The sequence below is a fragment of the Terriglobia bacterium genome (assembly GCA_020073495.1).
Lineage (GTDB): Bacteria > Acidobacteriota > Terriglobia > Terriglobales > Acidobacteriaceae > JAIQFD01.
Map to the genome: position 1 here is coordinate 496,689 of JAIQFD010000004.1, position 19,087 is coordinate 515,775.

General features: G+C 63.1%; 18 protein-coding genes. 10 read left to right on the forward strand and 8 right to left on the reverse strand.

What is annotated here, in order from left to right; translation table 11 throughout:
- The first annotated feature begins 111 nt into the window (after window positions 1–111).
- From LAN37_12605 to LAN37_12630, 6 genes are all read left to right on the forward strand, one after another.
- Window positions 112–582: a M67 family metallopeptidase gene (locus tag LAN37_12605; protein ID MBZ5648053.1), complete on the forward strand. Its 471-nt coding sequence runs from the start codon at window positions 112–114 to the stop codon at window positions 580–582.
- A gap of 46 nt (window positions 583–628) precedes the next feature.
- Window positions 629–919, forward strand: a complete 291-nt coding sequence (locus LAN37_12610; protein MBZ5648054.1) for a MoaD/ThiS family protein — start codon at window positions 629–631, stop codon at window positions 917–919.
- A gap of 64 nt (window positions 920–983) precedes the next feature.
- The gene (gene moeB, locus LAN37_12615; GenBank protein ID MBZ5648055.1) at window positions 984–2,147 is read left to right on the forward strand and encodes a molybdopterin-synthase adenylyltransferase MoeB; all 1,164 of its coding nucleotides are present in this window, start codon (window positions 984–986) and stop codon (window positions 2,145–2,147) included.
- A 199-nt stretch (window positions 2,148–2,346) separates the two neighbouring features.
- Complete coding sequence (locus LAN37_12620; protein ID MBZ5648056.1) at window positions 2,347–2,817, forward strand: hypothetical protein; 471 nt, start codon at window positions 2,347–2,349, stop codon at window positions 2,815–2,817.
- A gap of 9 nt (window positions 2,818–2,826) precedes the next feature.
- The gene (locus LAN37_12625; GenBank protein MBZ5648057.1) at window positions 2,827–3,294 is read left to right on the forward strand and encodes a hypothetical protein; all 468 of its coding nucleotides are present in this window, start codon (window positions 2,827–2,829) and stop codon (window positions 3,292–3,294) included.
- A gap of 11 nt (window positions 3,295–3,305) precedes the next feature.
- On the forward strand, window positions 3,306–4,004 hold the full coding sequence (locus LAN37_12630) for a hypothetical protein (protein ID MBZ5648058.1): 699 nt from the start codon (window positions 3,306–3,308) through the stop codon (window positions 4,002–4,004).
- A 265-nt stretch (window positions 4,005–4,269) separates the two neighbouring features.
- Here LAN37_12630 and LAN37_12635 read toward each other — a convergent pair whose 3' ends face one another.
- The 3 genes from LAN37_12635 to LAN37_12645 form a co-directional block, all read right to left on the reverse strand.
- Window positions 4,270–5,178, reverse strand: a complete 909-nt coding sequence (locus tag LAN37_12635; protein MBZ5648059.1) for a hypothetical protein — start codon at window positions 5,176–5,178, stop codon at window positions 4,270–4,272.
- Window positions 5,179–5,271: 93 nt separating this feature from the next.
- Window positions 5,272–7,407 (reverse strand): M1 family metallopeptidase, encoded by a 2,136-nt coding sequence (locus LAN37_12640; protein MBZ5648060.1) that lies wholly within the window; start codon window positions 7,405–7,407, stop codon window positions 5,272–5,274.
- Between the two features lie 87 nt (window positions 7,408–7,494).
- Window positions 7,495–8,439, reverse strand: a complete 945-nt coding sequence (locus LAN37_12645; GenBank protein MBZ5648061.1) for an NADPH:quinone oxidoreductase family protein — start codon at window positions 8,437–8,439, stop codon at window positions 7,495–7,497.
- Window positions 8,440–9,001: 562 nt separating this feature from the next.
- Between LAN37_12645 and LAN37_12650 the strand changes: the two genes are divergently transcribed.
- The 3 genes from LAN37_12650 (at window position 9,002) to ispF (ending at window position 11,594) form a co-directional block, all read left to right on the forward strand.
- On the forward strand, window positions 9,002–10,141 hold the full coding sequence (locus tag LAN37_12650) for a TRAM domain-containing protein (GenBank protein ID MBZ5648062.1): 1,140 nt from the start codon (window positions 9,002–9,004) through the stop codon (window positions 10,139–10,141).
- An 81-nt stretch (window positions 10,142–10,222) separates the two neighbouring features.
- On the forward strand, window positions 10,223–10,963 hold the full coding sequence (gene ispD, locus LAN37_12655) for a 2-C-methyl-D-erythritol 4-phosphate cytidylyltransferase (protein ID MBZ5648063.1): 741 nt from the start codon (window positions 10,223–10,225) through the stop codon (window positions 10,961–10,963).
- 88 nt (window positions 10,964–11,051) lie between these two features.
- Window positions 11,052–11,594, forward strand: coding sequence for a 2-C-methyl-D-erythritol 2,4-cyclodiphosphate synthase (gene ispF, locus LAN37_12660; protein ID MBZ5648064.1), 543 nt, complete (start codon window positions 11,052–11,054; stop codon window positions 11,592–11,594).
- 98 nt (window positions 11,595–11,692) lie between these two features.
- Here ispF and ftsH read toward each other — a convergent pair whose 3' ends face one another.
- The 4 genes from ftsH to thiL all read right to left on the reverse strand — a co-directional run bounded on the left by ftsH (window position 11,693) and on the right by thiL (window position 16,690).
- Entirely contained in the window at window positions 11,693–13,603 is a 1,911-nt protein-coding gene (gene ftsH, locus LAN37_12665; protein ID MBZ5648065.1) for an ATP-dependent zinc metalloprotease FtsH, read from the reverse strand.
- A gap of 137 nt (window positions 13,604–13,740) precedes the next feature.
- Window positions 13,741–14,310: a hypoxanthine phosphoribosyltransferase gene (locus LAN37_12670; protein ID MBZ5648066.1), complete on the reverse strand. Its 570-nt coding sequence runs from the start codon at window positions 14,308–14,310 to the stop codon at window positions 13,741–13,743.
- Entirely contained in the window at window positions 14,307–15,752 is a 1,446-nt protein-coding gene (tilS, locus tag LAN37_12675) for a tRNA lysidine(34) synthetase TilS (GenBank protein MBZ5648067.1), read from the reverse strand. The genes LAN37_12670 and tilS overlap by 4 nt, the downstream gene beginning before the upstream one ends.
- A complete protein-coding gene (gene thiL, locus LAN37_12680) occupies window positions 15,749–16,690 on the reverse strand; it encodes a thiamine-phosphate kinase (protein ID MBZ5648068.1) in 942 nt (313 codons plus the stop codon). The genes tilS and thiL overlap by 4 nt, the downstream gene beginning before the upstream one ends.
- 426 nt (window positions 16,691–17,116) lie before the next feature.
- On the opposite strand from thiL, the gene LAN37_12685 reads away from it, so the two are divergent.
- Window positions 17,117–18,028 (forward strand): M23 family metallopeptidase, encoded by a 912-nt coding sequence (locus LAN37_12685; GenBank protein ID MBZ5648069.1) that lies wholly within the window; start codon window positions 17,117–17,119, stop codon window positions 18,026–18,028.
- A gap of 132 nt (window positions 18,029–18,160) precedes the next feature.
- Here LAN37_12685 and LAN37_12690 read toward each other — a convergent pair whose 3' ends face one another.
- Window positions 18,161–18,910 (reverse strand): hypothetical protein, encoded by a 750-nt coding sequence (locus tag LAN37_12690; GenBank protein MBZ5648070.1) that lies wholly within the window; start codon window positions 18,908–18,910, stop codon window positions 18,161–18,163.
- Window positions 18,911–19,087: the final 177 nt, after the last annotated feature.

Consider the following 19,087-nt stretch of genomic DNA (forward strand, 5'->3'; position numbering starts at 1 on the left):
AAGAACGCAGAACGAAGATTGCAGAAGTCGAGCCGGTTTACTTCTGCAATCTAACTTCTTCGTTCTGACTTTCTCCGTGTCTCCGTGTCTCCGTGGTGGATTTTGATTCTCATGTTAAAGATCGCCCATTCGTGTTATCACGCGCTGCGCCGCCACGGCGAGGAAACGTATCCGCACGAGTGCTGCGGGGTGCTGCTGGGCACGGTGGACGGCGACGAGCGCACCGTGCTGGAGGTCGTACGCGCGGGCAACACCCGCCTCGACTCGCTGCATAACCGCTACAATATCGACCCTCGGGAGCTGGTCCGCATCCAGCGCCAGGCGCGGGAGCGCGAACTGGACATCGTGGGGTTCTACCATTCGCATCCCGACCATCCCGCGCGCTGGTCGCCGACTGACTTCGCCGAGGCGCACTGGATCGGCTGCTCCTACCTGATCACGGCGGTGGAGAAGGGAGTCGCCTGCCAGACCAATTCCTTTGCGCTGCTCGGGGATTCCGAGGAGACCAAGCGCTTCGAGGACGAGAAGATCGAAGTGGAAGCCGAGGACCGTGCCGTCCGCGCCTATCAGCCCTCGGAGTGAATCCTTAGTACGCTCTTATGAATCTCTAGTGGGGAGAACAAGCGACATGAAGATCCTGATCCCAACACCGCTCCGCCAGTACGCCGACAAGCAGACGGCTGTCGAGATCGGCGGAAACACGGTCGGCGAGGCCCTGGGCAACCTGACCTCGCGCTACGGCGACCTGCGCAAGCACCTCTACACCGACGAGGGAAAGCTGCGCGCCTTCGTCAACGTGTACCTGAACGACGAGGACATCCGCTATCTCCAGAAGGAGCAGACGCCGTTGAAGCAGGGCGACACCATCTCGATCGTGCCCTCGATAGCGGGAGGGGCAAGTGAAATTTGCGATTTGTAATTCGTAAAGTAAAGGGACTCGAGCCGCTCGAAATTACAAATCACAAATTACCAATTACAAATTTATGGCTATCGCAGTTGAAAACACCGTTACGCTCTCGAACGAAGAGGTCCTGCGCTACTCGCGCCACCTGATCATGCCCGAGGTGGGCATGGAAGGGCAGCTCAAGCTCAAGACCGCGAAGGTGCTGACCGTGGGCGCAGGCGGGCTGGGCTCGCCGCTGGCGATGTACCTGGCCGCCGCCGGCGTGGGCACCATCGGCATCGTGGATTTCGACGTCGTGGACTTCACCAATCTCCAGCGCCAGATCATCCACGGCACCAGCGACGTGGGTCGCAAGAAGCTCGACTCCGCCGCCGAGACGCTCAAAGAGATCAATCCCTTCGTCGAAGTGCGCAAGTTTGAGACGCGCCTGTCCAGCGACAACGCGCTCGCCATCTTCCGCGAGTTCGACATCGTGGTGGACGGCACCGACAATTTCCCCACGCGCTACCTCATCAACGACGCCTGCGTGCTCACCGGCAAGCCCAACGTCTACGGCTCCATCTTCCGCTTCGAGGGACAGGCCAGCGTGCTGGCCACTCCCCAAGGCCCGTGCTACCGCTGCTGGTATCCCGAGCCTCCGCCGCCTGGGCTGGTCCCGTCTTGCGCCGAGGGTGGCGTGCTCGGCATCCTGCCGGGGCTGGTGGGAGTGATCCAGGCGACCGAGACCATCAAGCTCATCCTCGGCAAGGGGGACCCGCTGATCGGCCGCGTGCTGCTGGTGGATGCGCTGGGCATGCGCTTCCGCGAGCTCAAGCTGCGCAAGAACCCCGAGTGCCCCATCTGCGGCCCCAACCGCACCATCACTAAGCTGATCGACTACCAGCAGTTCTGCGGCATCCGCGGAGAGGACGCGCCGGTCTCCACCACCGTGCCCGAGATGACCGTCGAAGAATTGAAGCGCCGCCTGAACGCCAAGGAAGATCTCTTCGTGCTCGACGTGCGCGAGCCGCACGAATATCAGATCTGCAACATCCAGGGCCACCTGATCCCGCTGGGCGACCTGCCCAAGCGCGTGCACGAGCTGGATTCGAGCCGCGAGATCGTCGCCCATTGCCGCTCCGGCGTGCGCAGCGCTAAGGCCGTGGACTTCCTCCGCCAGGCCGGCTTCAAGAAAGTGAAGAACCTGCAAGGCGGGATCCTCGCCTGGGCCGACAAGATCGACCCCAAGATGCCCAAGTACTGAGACCTGAAAGCGTAGTAACGGATGAGCCGCGTTCATGCTGCGGCTCTTTACTTTTTCGTTTCGATGCCTCGGGCTCCTCCACAAGAGTTCCTCATGTGCAAGTCGCGAATCGAACCACTGATTTCCGTTGACTTGCGGCGCGGAGGGGCATAATTTCGGCACGTTCTCGCCCCCGTATTTACCATCCCTGGAGATTTCCATGCCGAAGAAGTCTTTTTCAGTCCTGCTCGTCATTCTGTTCGCTCTTGAAACGGCCGCATGGGGCGGATTAGGTAACAATAAGACGATGTATGTGGGCGGCACGATCAACGACATTAAAGAAAAAACCGAAGGTGTTTCCTCCACTGCGGACGAGAAAATCTTCGTCTTCGACTACAAAGGCGGCAAGCTCACCATCCCGTACTCGCAGATCGATAGCCTGGAGTACGGGCAAAAAGCAGGGCGACGGGTTGGCGCTGCGATTGCTATCAGCCCATTGTTTCTTCTTTCCAAGAAGCGGCGCCATTACCTGACGATCAGCTTCACCGATGGCAACAAGAAGCAGCAGGCCGCAGTACTGGAGATCGGGAAGGATGCGATCAAGCCTACTCTTGCTGCGCTGGAGACGAAAACCGGCAAGAAGATCGAGTATCAGGATGAAGAAGCGCGCAAGACCGCGACCGGCAAGTAGGGAGGAGCCATGAAGAAAGCTGTCGCACTATCGTTGGCATGCCTGTTTGTATTCGAGGCGCTCGCCTGGGCCGGTCTGGACAGCAAGAAGGCAATGTATGTAGGTGGCACCGTCAACAGCATCAAGGAAGGCACGGAAGGCGCGTCCTCCGCGAAAGATGAAAAGGTGTTTACCTTCACATACTCCGGAGGGAAGCTGGAGATTCCCTATGAGAAAGTCAACAGCCTGGAGTACGGGCAAAAAGCCGGACGCCGCGTCGGTGTTGCCATCGCCGTGACCTGGATCGCACTGTTCTCAAAGAAGCGGAAACACTACCTCACCATCGGCTACAAGGATGCCCAGGACAAGCAGCAGGCCGCCGTGTTCGAGCTCGGCAAGGACATAGTGCGCGTGACTCTCGCTTCCTTGGAGGCCCGGACCGGCCAGAAAGTCGAATATCAGGACGAAGAGGCCCGCAACAGCGGCAGGGGCAATTAGGAGGACGAGAAATGATCGCACCGTTATCCGTCGCGCTGGCCGCTCTCCTGTCCCTGCAGAACCCGGCCGCGCCGCAGGAGAAAAAAGCGGAGGGCCCGCCGGCAAGCGCAGGTGCGGCGGAAACTCCGGTCCGCCCACAAGTCGATGCTCCCATTGAGAAGGAACTCGCGCAGCGTTTGCTCAAGGTCCGGCGCATCTACGTCGACAGCTTCGGGGATGATCCCGTTGCCAGGCAAATGCAGGGCTTCGTTATCACCGCGCTTGCATCGAGCAAACGATTCATCGTGACCGAGAACAAGGACAAGGCGGACGCCATTCTCCGTGGCAGTGGTCTGGAGAAGACTTCGCAAGAGTTCCATGCCCACAGAGAAGGGACTGCGGTAGGAGGGGCTGCGGGCGGGCACTCAGGTTCGGTCGCTGGAAGCTGGTCCGGCGGAACAGGTTCCGTCTCCGGTAGCAGTTCGGGAGGGTTCGTCGCCCATTCAGCTGCCATCGACGACGCCAACGCATCCACGGAGACCATCAACGATGCGCGGCTGGCGTTGCGGCTTGTTGACCGCGACGGCGATGTTATTTGGACGGCATCGCAGGAGAGCAAGAACGCGAAATACAAGAGCTCCAGCGCGGACGTCGCCGAAAGGATCGTCAAGCAACTTTTGCGCGATCTCGACAAGCTGGAAAAACCCGAGACGACCCCGACCACAAAGTAGCGCGAAATTACGATGTGGCTGGGGTTAAGAGTTTCGCCCTCGCTTTGGCCGCCAAACCATCGGCGTGGACGAATCTCTCTAACCCCGTGCCACTCCGTATCTGCCCCACGGGAGAGTGGAGCGTCCCACACATGCCAAGTACGCCGGCGGCCCGGATTTTGTTCCCTGGAGGACCGCTACTTCCCTGGCACGTAGCTGATTGGACGATGCCAGCGGCCAAGAGTTAGCCGCGGCTTGATCGCGAAGCATACGGTGCGCCACGCGCTCAGGCGGGCACATCCACGGCGGCGGGTTCTCCCGCCAGTTCCGTGTGCGCATGCGACCCGTAGAAGGCCACCTCCGCCGCCCACGAAGCCAGCCGGAACATCCAGCGGAAGCACATCAGCACCTGCGCCACCACGAACCACACGAAGACGGTGCCTGCCGAAGACTGCGGGAAGTAGAGCGCGAACAGGCTGTAGACCACGACCGCCACCCCTCCGAGCGCGCCCAGGCCCAGGTAGATGGTGAGCGCTCTGCCGAAGTGCGAGAAGACGAATCCTGCGCCGTGGCCCAGGGCGGCCAGCGCCGACGCATGGTCGTCGCGCACCATGTCGGCCTTGGCGTACTCGATCACCATGCTGACCACAACTACCGAGAACACGAGCAGCGCCCAGCGCAACCAGTCGAGGTAGAAATGCGGCGCCTCGTGCACGCTGTCGCGGAACGCCCAGTCGAGCCCGCGCCCTCCCAGGTCCTGGAAGATCCAGAAGCACAGGAAGTAGTACACCGACGCGATCACCATCAGGCGGAAGAAGCGCAGGAAGTACTTGCCGACGCCCCGTCCGAAGGCGTGCAGCTTCGCGCCTTCGCCGCGGGTAAACACCTCGAATGCTCCCGCGGAAAGGACCGTATGCAGCAGCAGGAAGAGCACGCCCGCGTACACGATGGCGATGGAGAATCCCCGCAGGAAGCCCTGGTACGCGATCTGGAATTCGAGCAGCCACGCCGAGCTGAAGCCGTGCGCCAGTTCGTTCCCCACGGCGCTCTTGCCGATGTGCTCCACCAGCGCCGTGTACATGGGCGCAGCCACCGCCGCGGCGATCACCAGCTGGCACGCCAGGAAGATGACCACCAGCCACTTCGCCCGCCACGCCGCGCTCAGTCCTGTCGAGATCGCTTCCGCTGCACGCATTTCAAACCCTCTTACCGCAGAGATCGCCGAGAACGCAGAGAAGACGTATGCAAGGATCCTCTGCGATCTCCGCGTTCTCTGCGGTTGAATCTCTCACGAAAAGAACGAGAACCCCATGAGCACGTTCTGGATCCAGACCACCCAGCGCAGGTACCACTTCTCCGGCGCCAGTTTCTCCGGCTGCCGGCGCACGCTGTTGTCAGTGCGCATGACCTCCAGCTTCCACTGGTGGCCGGGATCGACCTCCGCCAGTGCGATCCGCGGCTTGTTGACGTACTTGAACTTCTGCCAGCGGTACTGGCCGTCCCAGTGCTCCAGCACTTCGGAGCCATCTTCGAACTTCACGCGCACGGTGACAGGGAAGACCATCTCGCCCAGCCGCCGCACCAGCACCTCCGACTCGAAGGGCCCTCGCTCCTCATCCTCTTGCTCTTTCTTGTCTTGCTTGAACAGGGTGAGCTTGCCGTTCTCTGCGAAGTAGCCGTCTTTCCTGGGCGCGGGGCCGGTGGTGAACGACACCGCGTAGTCGAGATGTCCGGTTCCGTACAGCGTCTGATCGAAGAACCATTTCATATCGCGCCCGGAGACCTCGTTGACCGTGTTCATGAAGTCCGTGGCGTCGGGGTGCTTGAAGCGGTAGCGCAGCTGATAGGTGCGGATCACCTTCGGCCAGGCGTCGCCCAGCAAACCTTCGAGCGTGCGCAGGGTCAGCTCTGGCTTGTCGTACGCCTGCACGCCATAGCTGGGGCGATGGAGGTCAAGCCACGCGTAGCGCTCCATGGCATCGGTCTCGGCCTGCTCCCAGTAGCGCTGCGTCGGCTGCCAGTGGTAGTTGGGGACGTATTCCAGATACTGTCCTATGGGGATGTTTCCAACCCCCTTCCACGGATACCGCGGGATGGGCAGCATCGCCCAGCGCACCGCTGGAACCGGCGCGCCGAACACCGGCTCGTAGAAGTAATTCGGGCCGTAAGCTTTCTCCAGGACCTTCCCCGTCGAGTAGGTGTTGAAGCCTTCGTCGAGCCAGGCCTCTTCGAACTCGTTGTTGCCCACCAGCCCGTACCAGAACTGGTGTCCGAACTCGTGCACGATGACCCCTTCCGGGCTGAGCTTGCGCGCGGCTGGCCAGTAGCTGGTCCCTGCGGTGAAGAAGGTCGGATACTCCATGCCGCCCGCGCCCAAGCCCCCGTAGGGCGGATCGACGAAGCTGAGCACGTCATACGGATACTTCCCGTACCAGATCCCGTACCACTTCAGCGCCGCGAATACCGCCTTGAAGTGCCGCTCGATCTGGGCGGAGTGTTCGCGCTGGATGAACAGCGTGACTTTGACGTCCTGGAGCCGCACTTCCTCCGCCGGCACGCCTTCCTTGCGCGACCACTCCGCGATCTCCGAGGGTGTCACCTGTTCGTCGGCCTTGAACATTCGGACCAGCTTCAGCACCTGCGATCTCGGTTGCGTGGTCCAGGCGAAGTCGTGGATGTCCTCCTGGTAGAACTCGTGGGTGGTGGAGCCGTCGCCGTTGTCCTTGGTGCTGCGCTCCTCGCCGCTGGCGGCGATCTCGAAATCCGCGGGCACGGTCAGGTTCACGTCGAAGGCGCCGTAGTCGGCGAAGAACTCGGTCGAGGTGTGGAACTGGTGGCAGTTCCAGCCGCCCGTGGCGCGGTGACGATCGCCGGCTCCTTCGTAGACGCCCGGCTTGGGGAACCACTGCGCCACCAGGAAGAAATTGTCGTGGAACCCAGTGCGGGCTAATACGTGCGGCAGCTTCGACGTCCACTCGATCTCGATCGTGACTCGCCCATTCGCCGGGATCGCCTTCGTCAGCGGCACGCGCATGACCGTCTGGTCTTCGGGATTGCCGTCGTCGGGCTGGATGTACTGCATCTTCGACGTCAGGTCCTCGCCGTCCACCTTGATAGAGTGGACCGTGACATAGCCCCACGCGTCCGCCTCGTCGCGGAACTTCACCCGGCGGCTGTCCGCGCCTCCTTCGCGGAAGAAAGTGCTGAGGTTGTTCTTGAAGGCGTTGAGATATAGGTGGAATTGCAGATCGGGAATGTTGTCCGTCGTGTGGTTGCGCCACTGGATGACTTCATGGCCCTTGATGGTCTTGGCCTTGGCGTCCAGACGCGCGTCGATCTTGTACTGCACGATGGGGTCGGGAATGAACTTCGCTTGCGCCGCGATCGCCGCGAATAGCAGCGTTAGCACCAACATCTTTCGCATTCCCGACCTCACAATCTAACCGCAGAGATCGCAGAGCAGACGAGAATGAATTCCTCTGCGATCCCTGCGTTCTCTGCGGTGAAATTCTTATGCCGTCAATACAACCTTTCCGTAATTCTTCCGCTCCAGCAGCAGGCGCACGCCGTCCGCGGCTTGCTCGAGCGGCAGCGTGTGGCCGACGACCGGCCGGATGCGCCCTTTCGACGCCCATCCGAAAAGGTCCTGCACGGCCATCTGCATCAGCTCCGGTTCCGACGCCAACGGCGTGAGCCACAGATTATGCACGCTGGCGTTTTTCGAGAACAGAGTCAGGAAATCGTAGATCGGCAGCTTTCCAGTCGCGCTGCCGTAGATCACGATGTGTCCAAGATGTGCCAGGCAACGCGCACTCTTCACGGTGTGCTCTCCGCCCAGCATCTCGAAGACGATGTTCACGCCCCTGCCGCCCGTCTGCTCAGCGATCGCCTGCTCGTAATCGCTGTTCTTGTAATTGATCGGGTGGTCGAGCCCGAGCTCCCGCACGCGCGCCAGCTTCTCGTCCGACGATGCGGTGCCCCACATCTCGACTTCAAAGACTTTGCCCAGTTGTACCGCCGCCGTGCCCACTCCGCCTGCGGCGGCGTGGATCAGGACGCGGTCGTCAGGTTTTGCGTCGGCCATCCAATACGCGAAGTACGCGGTGAAGAAGTTGACCGGGAACGCAGCGGCCTCGGCGGCGGACCAATTTGCGGGAATATCGAGCAACGAGTGTCCCGGGACCGCGATCCGTTCGGCGAACGCGCCGCCCGCGCCGGCAAAACCCATCACGCGGCGGCCTGTGCCCTCGACCGTACCCGCGAATTCCAGTCCCGGGACGAAGGGCGGCTGCGGCCCGCCGGGATAGAGGCCCATCGCCATCATGCTGTCGGCGAAGTTGACCCCGATCGCCTCGATCTTGACCAGCACCTCGCCCGCGCGGGGTTGCGGGTCGGGGACTTCCTGCATCTGCATGACCTCGGGACCGCCCGGCCGCGTTACCACGATCGCTTTCATGCGCGCTCCTCGAAACCGGAGATTCTATACCCTGGGCGGGGAAAAGAGACTTCATCGCGGAGAATGCAACGATCGCAAAGAAGGAAATTTCGATATCGAGAGGCGCAGCAACTGAGTACCAAAAGTACTGAAACAAAAAAACCGGCGCGTTCTCCCCCGAGAATTTTTGCGCCGGTCTTTCTGGTCCCCTGTCAGGCAAGAGACCAATGGCCGCTCATCTCCCCTTAACGGGTTCGGCCCAACTTCGCCGGCGCCGGATTGCCGCGCCAGGCTTGCAGGGGCGCTTGCGCGCTCCCTTGTCACAATGCGTCCTGGTGTTGCCCTGGTCAACAGCAAATCTCGGTCGTGTGTTGATATATCGGATAACCGGCAAACCCGTGCGCCGGCCCCCGGCTGGTATATACTTCCGGCTGTTCCTGGTTGATGAGTCCCTCAGGGACGGTTTTTCCCTGCCGGACTGCGGAGCATCCCCTGTCATCACCTCATACGCTCCGCGATAAAGGTTAGATAGCTGTGCGGGACCGTTCCGCCACCAGTGTCGGTGGTGGACTCAGGAGGCCCCATGGATCTGGTTTTCATACGCATTTTTTTTGTCGCGATAGTGGTTGTAGCGTGCGCGGTGCTCCAGCCGTTCGGACTGCACCGCCTTCTGGCCGCGATTGCCGGCGCCGCCATCGGCTTGGCGGTGGTACTGTTCGAGTTCCGGCTTCGCTCGGTCAGCCTCAAACGCCTGATCGGCGCCGCCATCGGCAGCATTCTCGGCATCTTCGGCGCCTACCTGTTCAGCCTGGTGATCGGCAGCAGCATCGAGCGCGGGCCCACCCAGGCCTTTCTCCAGCTCATGGTCATGCTCCTGATGGCTTACGTCGGGCTGGTCGTGGGCGCTTCGAAGGGTGAGCTGCTGAACCTGGCCGCGCTGGGCGGCATTTTCGGCGGCGAAAAGCAGACCAAGAAGCAGTTCAAGATCCTGGACACCTCGGTCATCATCGACGGCCGCATCGCCGACATCGCCGAAACCGGCTTCCTCGACGGCGTGTTGGTCATCCCCCAGTTCGTCCTCCGCGAGCTCCAACTGGTGGCCGATTCCGCCGACTCGCTGAAGCGCAACCGCGGGCGGCGCGGCCTCGACATCCTGGCGCGCATCCAGAAGATCGCCACCCTCGACGTCTCCATCGTGGAAGACGATTTTCCCGCCGTGCGCGAAGTGGACATGAAGCTGATCGAGCTGGCCAAGGTCTACGACGGCAAGATCGTCACCAACGACTTCAATCTGAACAAGGTGGCCCAGCTCCACGGCGTGCCCGTGCTCAACATCAACGAGCTGGCCAACTCCCTGAAGCCGATCGTGCTGCCCGGCGAGATCATGCGCGTCTTCATCCTCAAGGAAGGCAAGGAGTACAACCAGGGCGTCGCCTACCTGGACGACGGGACCATGGTGGTGGTGGATAATGCGCGCAAGATGATCGGCAAGAACGTGGACATCGCCGTCACCTCGGTCCTGCAGACCACCGCGGGCAAGATGATCTTCGGCAAGTTCGACGACCGCTCCATGGCCACGGCTACTTCCCGGGACGCCGCGCCGCCGCGCGCCGAAAGTGGGCCGTCGCGTCGGCCGCAGTCCATCGTCGCCGAGCCTCCACGCCCGCAGCCGGCTGCACCCGCTGCGGCAACGACTCCCACTCCCGGCTCCAGCCACGAGTGATCTTCGACCCGGGGCAGGCTCGGGCGCCTGCCCCCTAAGCTCCTGCCGCCTGCCTCCTGCTGTTATACTTTCCGCCCCCGTATGAAGGTCGTCGTCATCATTCCGGCCGCGGGCCTCGGTACCCGGATGACCAGCGCTGCCAAGGGCAAGCGGCTGGCGCCCTCCAAGCAGTTCACCGAGATCAACGGTGTGCCCATCCTGGTGCACACCGTACGAAAGTTCGTCGCGATTCCCCAGGTCACCGACATCTACGTCGCCCTGCGCCAGCCCGAGATGGCGCAAACGGAGGAGCGGCTGAAGAAAGAAGTGGCCGGCAAGCGCCTGCACGTGGTCGAAGGCGGCGAACACCGCCAGGAATCGGTGGCCAACGCTCTGCGCGCGGTGGCGGCCGCCCCCGACGACATCGTCCTCGTGCACGACGCGGTCCGCCCGTTCGTGGACGCCGACATCATCGGAAGCGTGATCGCCGCCGCCCAGAAGTACGGCGCCGCCATCGCCGGCCTGCCCGCCACCGACACGGTCAAGCAGGTGGAGCGCACCGCCGAGGGGGCCATTGTCACTTCCACCATCCCGCGCGAGCGCGTGGTTATGGCCCAGACCCCGCAGGGCTTTCGCTACGAGGTGCTCAAGAAGGTATTTGACGAGGCCCAGGCCGACGGCTTCACCGGTACCGACGAGGCCTCGCTGGCCGAACGCGCCGGCCGCGAAGTCGCCGTGGTCATGGGCTCGGCCCGCAATATCAAGATCACCACTCCGGCCGACATGGAACTCGCCGAACTCTTCATGTCCCAGGACTCACGGCGAAAGGCGCTCACAGGCTGAAGTACGATTTGTGATTTGTAATTTGTAAAGTACGTACGCAGCGCATCAGCCCTGCACAACTTTGCAAATTTCAAATTACAAATTACCAATCATGCGTATCGGTTACGGCTTCGACTCTCACGAATTCGAGAAGGACCTGCCGCTGAAGATCGGCGGTGTGCTGCTGCCGCACCACAGCGGCCTCGCCGGCCACTCCGACGGCGACGTGCTCCTCCACGCGCTGACCGACGCGCTGTTGGGCGCGATCTCTGCCGGCGACATCGGGGGCTATTTCCCGCCCAACGATCCCAAGTGGAAGGGCGCGGACTCGGTGGTGTTCGTCCAGGAAACGGTGAAACGTGTCGAGCGCGCCGGCTACATGATCTCCAACGTCGACTCCACGTTGATCCTCCAGGAGCCGAAGATCGGGCCCTACGTGCCGCGCCTGAAGATGCGCTTGTCCTCCCTGCTGAACACAGCTCCGGACAACATCAGCGTCAAAGCCAAGACCCCCGAGGGCCTGGGCACCCAGAACGCGGCCATCGCCCACGTGGTGGTGCTCTTGCAGCGGCGCGAGCAGCGTTCCGGACGCAAGCGGCTCAAGGCCGCCGCCCGCCGCCCCCGCTCCCGCGCCAAGCCCGTTAAGCGCTGAACGGGTGGCGCAGCCGCCCTGGGTTGCGTGCGATCGCCCAAGAACTAAGGGCGACCGTTCAGGTCGCCCTCTGATAACTGACAACTGGCAACTGCCAACTACGCCGGACTCGGCCTCTCGCCCGGCACGATGCCCGGCTGCCGAGTGCCTTCCGGCTTGAGCACCTGCTGCGTTGCTTCGTCACTCGGCGCCGGAGCGGTCGGCTTCGACGGCAGGTCCTTGCCCTCGATGATCAGCTTGATCTCGTGGGCATCCAGCACCTCGCGCTCCAACAGCGTCTCCGCGATCTTCTCGAGGGTCTGGCGGTGGCTGGAGATGATGTCGGTCGCTTGCCGGTAGCCCCCATCCACCAGGCGGCGGACCTCCTGGTCGATCTTGACCGCGGTGGCTTCGCTGAAGTCGCGGTGCTGCGCAATCTCCCGGCCGAGGAAGATCTGCTCTTCCTTCTTGCCGAAGGTCAACGGCCCCATGTCGCTCATGCCCCACTCGCAGACCATCCGCCGCGCCAGCTCGGTGGCTTTCTCGATGTCGTTGCCGGCGCCCGTGGTCATCTGGTGCAGGAATAGCTCCTCGGCCACGCGCCCGCCCATCAGGATGGCCAGCTCCGTCTCCAGGTAGTCCTTGGTGTAGGTGTGCTTGTCGTCCAGCGGCAGCTGCATGGTCACGCCCAGCGCCATGCCCCGCGGGATGATGGTCACCTTGTGCAGCGGGTCGGAATGCGGCATCATCGCCGCCACCAGCGCGTGTCCCGCTTCGTGGTACGCCGTGTTCTTCTTCTCTTCGTCGGACAGGATCATGGACTTGCGCTCGGCCCCCATGAGCACCTTGTCCTTGGCCAGCTCGAAGTCGTACATGGTCACGGTCTTGCGGTTCTGCCGGGCCGCGTTCAGAGCGGCTTCGTTGACCAGGTTGGCCAGGTCGGCGCCGGAGAAGCCCGGCGTCCCGCGGGCCAGGACGGAAAGATCGACGTCGTCGTTCAGCGGGATCTTGCGGGTGTGCACGCGCAGGATCTCTTCGCGCCCGCGTACGTCGGGCCGCGACACCACCACGCGCCGGTCGAAGCGGCCGGGACGCAGCAGCGCCGGATCGAGCACATCCGGACGGTTGGTCGCCGCGATCAGGATCACGCCTTCGTTGGACTCGAAACCGTCCATCTCCACCAGCAACTGATTCAGCGTCTGCTCGCGCTCGTCGTGACCGCCGCCCAGGCCGGCGCCGCGATGGCGCCCGACCGCGTCGATCTCGTCGATGAAGATGATGCAGGGAGCGTTCTTCTTGCCCTGCTCGAACAGGTCGCGCACCCGGCTTGCGCCCACGCCCACGAACATCTCCACGAAGTCCGAGCCGGAGATGGAGAAGAACGGCACGTTGGCCTCACCGGCCACGGCCCGGGCCAGCAGGGTCTTGCCCGTTCCCGGAGGCCCGACCAGCAGCACCCCCTTGGGGATGCGCCCGCCCAGCTTCTGGAACTTCTGCGCCTCGCGCAGGAACTCGATGATCTCGCGCAGCTCTTCCTTGGCCTCATCCACGCCCGCCACGTCCTTGAACGTGACCTTCTTCTGCTGCATGGAGAGCAGCCGCGCCCGGCTCTTGCCGAACGACAGCGCCTTCGATCCGCCCGTCTGCATCTGGCGGATCATGATGAACCACAGCGCGCCGAACAGGATCAGGGGAGAGAGGTTGAGCAGCCACGTCGGCCAGCTTCCCGCCGACACGTCCTTCACGGTGATGTTGACGCCCTTGTCGCGCAGCGCCTTGATCAGGTCCGGATCGTTCTGCGGGAGGGTGGTATGGAACGTGCCTTTGTCGTTGCGGTTCTTGCCCCGCACATCCACATTCTGGATCGTGACCTCGGCGACGTTCCCCTGGTCCACCCGGGACCGGAACTCCGAGTAGGTGATCTCCGATTCCTTGGCGCCGCCGCCGCCGCTCTTCACCACCTGCCACAGCAGCACGCACGACAGGACGATCACCAGCCAGAACACGATCGTCTTTACGGTTGAATTCACTGTCTCACCTCTGATTCCCTGCCCACCCCAAAGATCCCCTGGGCCCGTTTAGATGCCCTCATGCCGGGCGATTCTTCTTTATAAATTGTAAACCCTTTTCTTGCGGAAAGGTTCCGGCTGAAGGGGCCCGAAAGCGGCTACGATCGGGTCGAGGCGGCCAGCGAAGGCCGTTGCGCGGTCGACGCGATATAAGGCAGGTTCCGCCCCACCTGGGGCGCCCCCAGCCCGTAGCCCACCACGTACGATTCGTCGATCAGGAACCCGAAATAATCCGGCTGCAGCGACACCCTCCGCTCCGACTGCTTGTCCAGGAAGGTCACCAGCTTCACCGACGCCGCTCCCCGGCCCAGCAGGTTCCGCATCAGGAACTCGCTGGTCACCCCCGACTGCACCAGCGCCTCGATCAGGATCACGTGCTGCCCCTTCACGTCCAGTTCCGGCGTAAAGAAGATCGACACGGTGTTCCCCTGCTCGTTGTGCTCCGGCTTGATGAACAGGCACACCACCGGCAGGTCGATGGCGCGCACCAGGTCGGCGGTGAACATGAATCCGTTCTCCAGCACCGACACGGCGTGGATGGTCTTGCCCTTGTAGTCCTCGGTGATTTGCCGCGCCAGCTCCTTCACGCGCTTCTGGATCTGCTCCGTGGTGACCAGGATCTTCAGGCCACTCCGGATGTCCTCGGGTTCGCTGCCTTGGGGCGTCATGGTTTGTCCTGCCCGCCTGCAATCTCCTCGATGACCACCATCTTCCTGCAATCCGGCTCGGCCAAGCACTCACGGCCCGGCGGGAACCCCCGCACCCACACGATCCTCTCCCTGCTCACTGCGACCGGCCACCGGCTCCGCTCCGCTGTCGGCACACGTCTTTCCTGCAGCAGCTCTTTCAGCTTTTTTTCGGACTTCGAATGCGCCGGCCAGAATCGGTCTCCGGCACGCCAGTTCCGGACCACCAGTTCCGCTGCGAGTTTTTTCGGGTCCCAAGCTTTGGCTGGATTATACCCCGACCCCTTGGCCTCACTTGCCACGAAATACGCCTTGACCACCGTGCCTAATTCGGGAACCCTTACCTCGCCGGGCACGGGGAGCGAATGCTCGAATCGGCATGCTTTCGCTTCGCCGGCTCGCTCGAAGCGAAGTCCCTCTGGTCCATGACGGACACGCCAGGCCTCCCCGACTTCCAGCTCTTTCCCGGAGGGCCCGCTCGCCAGCTTCCTGACCCGCTCGACATCCGGAAACTCCAGCCGCGCGCCGGCCTCTTCGGCGACCGCGCGATAGACGCGACGCTGCATGGCCAGCGGCCAGGTCGCCAGGACATTCAGGACCTGGCGCGCCACCGCACCCTTGCCCAGATACCCGTGTTCCTTGGCCTCGGCCAGCCATTCGCTCACCAGCCAGTCCCAATATTCTTCCTCGCCGCGCGCGATCTCCGCGACGTCCGCGAGGACGTCGACCACGCCCGGATTGAAGTCACGTTCCAGCAGCGGTAGCAAGCTGTGACGGATCCGGTTGCGCAGATGCCGCTGGTCGCGATTGCTAGCATCCTCCCGCCAATCCTGTCCCAGCGTCTGTAAGTACGCTTCGACCTCCCGCCGCCGCACTCCGAGCATCGGCCGCACGATGGCGCGGGTTCCTTCGTGTTCCTTTGTGTCTGCCTTCGTGTTGAGTCCTTTCTCCGCCCACTGGATAGGATGGATCCCGGCCAGCCCTTTTGTCCCAGCTCCCCGGATCAGCCGCATCAGCACCGTCTCCGCCTGGTCGTCGGCCGTGTGCGCGGTCGCAACCTTGTCTGCCTCGCCCGACTCCAGCAGCGACCGGAAGTACCCGTACCGTAGCTCCCGTCCCGCCGCCTCCAGGCTCATGTTTTCCGACTCCGCGTACTGCGGGACGTCTCCCGACGAGCGCAGGAACTGGAGCCCGTACCTGTGCGCCAGCGCCCCCACGAAATCCTCGTCTCTCTGGGCTTCCGTGCCCCGGATCTTGTGGTTGAAGTGCGCCACCGAGAGCACGATTCCTAACTCATCCTTGAGCTCCAGCAGGACGCGCAGCAGGGCCACCGAGTCCGCGCCTCCCGACACCGCCACCACCACGCGGTCTCCCGCACGCATCAACTCATGCTCTCGGATGTATTGGATAACCTTATCCTTCACCTGAAGTGCTCCCAGCCTCCCGCCTCCAATTCGCGCTTCCGCCCGGCCGCATCCACCAGCGACATCTTTCTGCCCCCCACCACTTCGCCCACCAGCGTCACCTTGACTCCAGCGACCCGCTCCGGGACCGGCTTGGCCGAGGTGAATAGCAACTCGTAATCCTCCCCGCCGTGCAGCGCCAGGTCCAGCGTCGCCCCGCGTGCCACCGGCACCGCCTCGGCCTCGACCACCGCTCCCACACGGCTCTCCTCGCAGATGTGGCTCAGGTCGGTCGAAAGCCCGTCACTCACGTCAATGCACGCCGACGCGATTTCCCGCAGAGCCTGCCCCACCTTGATTCTGGGCTCCGGCAGAGAAGTCTTAAAGCCCCCTTGCGTCGGCCGAGCGCGCAGCCCGCGAATCTCCACCGCCGCCCCTCCCAACTCCCCCGTCACGTAGATTCCGTCTTCCGCCGTTGCCCCAGACCGCATCAGCGCCTCGCCCTTCGGCACCTGCCCAACCACCACGATGTCTGCCATGACTCCCTTTGGCGACTGCGCCACGTCTCCGCCCGCCAACGACACTCCATGCCGCCGCGCCAGTTTGAGCAGGCCATTGAAAAATTCATCGACCCATCGCTGCGGAATGTTCTTCGGCAGTGCCAACGACAGGAACGCCGCTAGCGGCTCCCCACCCATGGCCGCGACATCGCTCAACCCTCGCACCAGGCAGCGGTGTCCGATCACAGAAGCAGGTTGCCACTCCCGCCGAAAGTGAATCCCCTCCAGGCTGAAGTCCGTGGTGACCAGAATCTCGTGCCCCGGACGCACCCCCAGCACGGCGCAGTCGTCACCGATCCCGGCGACTACCCGGCACCCTGGCTTGCCTGGTTTTGGCGAGCCAGGGTGCCCGGCCATCTTGCGAATCTTCGCGATCAGTTCTCGTTCCTTCAGCGGCACGCGCAATACCCTACCAGTTTCGAGGGCAAAGGTCTGTGTTACCTGGTCCGAACGTCATTCCGAGCGAGCGCCGCGCCGCGGCTACCGTCAAGGGACCTGCATTTCGATCCCAGCGATCTCGGCGATTACCCTGGTCCCCGTCCGTACGTTGCCTTTGGTACAACCCAAAAGCCTAACCCCAGTTACCCTTCCGGCATCTACCCCGATTGCGGGACGTGCCACTACTCTGGTTGACATGGATGGCGGGGTTTGTTAGGGTTCCCCGTTCTCATCCTGGCTCTCTGGCCTTGGGCCCTACGGTGGAAGATCGCACCTCGGGCGGGAATGTCAGACCTCGCAACTGACCTTCCCGAGTCCGACAGAACGACGGGCCAAATCGCAGGCAAGTAACCTGGGCGTAGTTTCCCGGGTGACTGGAGATTACCTTTGCGAAAACGTTATTACATCATGCTGGTTGCCCGCGACGGAGAGGGACAACTACGCAAGATCCCCATCCCCCTCCATTATCTGTATGTTTTCCTCTCCGGCGCCGTCATTGGGATGCTGACCATCACCGGCATGGCGGGTTCCTACGCCCGCATGCTGTGGAAGGTCTCGCATTTCAACCAGCTCCGCTCCCAGACCGTCGCTCTGAAGACCCAGTACAACAATCTGGAGAAGGTGGCGCAGGAGAAAGAGATCCAGGTCGCCTCGCTGGGCTCGCTGGCCAATGAAGTTTCCGCCATGTATGGCCTGAAGTCAGACCCCACCTTGAGCATGGCCTCGGCCCATAGCGAATTCACCGGTGAGCAGGTGGCCAACTCCATCGGCCAGCTTCACGCGCTGAAGTCCTCCGCGATGAACGGCGTGGCCACCATTGGCATTGCCTTCGGCTCGCGCAACGCCAGCGTGGCGGACTGGGTACGCATGGCCAAGGCCCCGACCCTGTGGCCCGTCGAGGGCATGATCACGGGCGCGTTCGGCGAGCGCATCGATCCCTTCAACGGGGAAGGCGCCTTCCACAGCGGCGTGGACATCTCCAGCACCTACGGCCACCCCGTGATTGCTCCGGCCGACGGCGTCGTGACCTTCGCCGACATCATGGCCGGTTACGGGCGCATGGTCGTGGTCGAGCACGGCAACGGCATCTCCACCCGCTACGGCCACCTGTCGGGTTGCGCCGTCACGGTCGGACAGACCATTCAGCGCGGCGACACCATCGGCTACGTGGGCCTGAGTGGACGCAGCACCGGCCCCCACCTCCATTACGAAGTCCGCATCCACGACGCCCCCGTCAACCCCCACAAGTACCTGCGCACGACCTTCGCCTCCGTGCACACTTACGCCGGCGGCTCGTAACCTAACGTTCGACAACGTAGCCCGCGCGCCCTCGCGCGGGCTTTTTCGTGTCCGCGAAACTTTACATCCCGTCGGGACCCAGCGGTGTAGCCGCCGCGAATGTACCGGGGTCCCCAGCGCGCCCGGCAGCGCTCACGTGCCGGGTTGCACGATGGCGATGCGTGTCTCCTGTCCGGTGCTGCCGATGGCGATGACCTTGGACGCACCCGGGCGGTCCACCGCGAGGATCTGCTGGCCGTTGATCTCCGTCAACGTCGCATCAGGGTACCGTTCCCGGTAGTAGCGGACCACCGCTGAAACAGGATCGGTGGTGGTGTAAACCTCTCGGGTAACGGGAATGCCGATGTCAGGAATGTTGGCGTCCTCAACGTTGACCGGCTGCGACCCGGGATAGCGGTCGGAACCGGACGGGACTGCCGATGGCGCTGGCGTATTGCCCGGGCCACCGTGCTGCGTCATCTGCGCCAATGCTTTCTGCACTTGTTCCAGGTCGATGCCGCCCGCGGGCGCGTTGCTCGTTGGGTTGCCTGTGCTGGGAACGCTTGCCTGGGGCGGTGGCTGCGGTTGAGGACCGGAAGCCAGAGGGCTGGTTGGCTGGTCGGGCGGGTTCTGGGCCGCGGGTGGCTGCGCGGGGGCCGCTTGCGGCTGCCCTTGCGGGGCAGCGGCGGTCGCGCCACTCACTCGCGAGCTTTCCGAGGCTCTTCTTGCCGACAGCACACTGCTCAGCAGCACCCCCACGGCTATTGCCAGGACCAACCCGCCCAGCACCACCAGGAGGCGCATCTCCTTGTGCTGGCGACGCATTTTGGCGTCCATGGCCGCGGCCGCGTCGGGGGCGACGGGCGCGCCGCAGGCCGCGCAGAAGCGCATCCCATCCGTCACTTGCTTTCCGCAGTGGGCACAAAACGGCACTGCGGCCAAGTATACCCCCACGTTTATTGCCGAAGGCGCCTGGCCCGCACCTGGGCGGTCCCGGCATTGCTAGCGAGAAGGGGATTAACCGATCTACCCAAACTTCCCCACCAGGTCTGCAGAAGAGAAGAGCAAGGACGAAAGAAC

Coding starts and splice junctions, on each gene's coding strand:
- LAN37_12670 (MBZ5648066.1), bottom strand. CDS start 14,310: ATGACGCCCCAAGGCAGCGAACCCGAGGACATCCGGAGTGGCCTGAAG.
- LAN37_12605 (MBZ5648053.1), top strand. CDS start 112: ATGTTAAAGATCGCCCATTCGTGTTATCACGCGCTGCGCCGCCACGGC.
- LAN37_12620 (MBZ5648056.1), top strand. CDS start 2,347: ATGCCGAAGAAGTCTTTTTCAGTCCTGCTCGTCATTCTGTTCGCTCTT.
- LAN37_12640 (MBZ5648060.1), bottom strand. CDS start 7,407: ATGCGAAAGATGTTGGTGCTAACGCTGCTATTCGCGGCGATCGCGGCG.
- LAN37_12650 (MBZ5648062.1), top strand. CDS start 9,002: ATGGATCTGGTTTTCATACGCATTTTTTTTGTCGCGATAGTGGTTGTA.
- ispD (MBZ5648063.1), top strand. CDS start 10,223: ATGAAGGTCGTCGTCATCATTCCGGCCGCGGGCCTCGGTACCCGGATG.
- LAN37_12610 (MBZ5648054.1), top strand. CDS start 629: ATGAAGATCCTGATCCCAACACCGCTCCGCCAGTACGCCGACAAGCAG.
- LAN37_12635 (MBZ5648059.1), bottom strand. CDS start 5,178: ATGCGTGCAGCGGAAGCGATCTCGACAGGACTGAGCGCGGCGTGGCGG.
- LAN37_12630 (MBZ5648058.1), top strand. CDS start 3,306: ATGATCGCACCGTTATCCGTCGCGCTGGCCGCTCTCCTGTCCCTGCAG.
- LAN37_12625 (MBZ5648057.1), top strand. CDS start 2,827: ATGAAGAAAGCTGTCGCACTATCGTTGGCATGCCTGTTTGTATTCGAG.
- LAN37_12645 (MBZ5648061.1), bottom strand. CDS start 8,439: ATGAAAGCGATCGTGGTAACGCGGCCGGGCGGTCCCGAGGTCATGCAG.
- moeB (MBZ5648055.1), top strand. CDS start 984: ATGGCTATCGCAGTTGAAAACACCGTTACGCTCTCGAACGAAGAGGTC.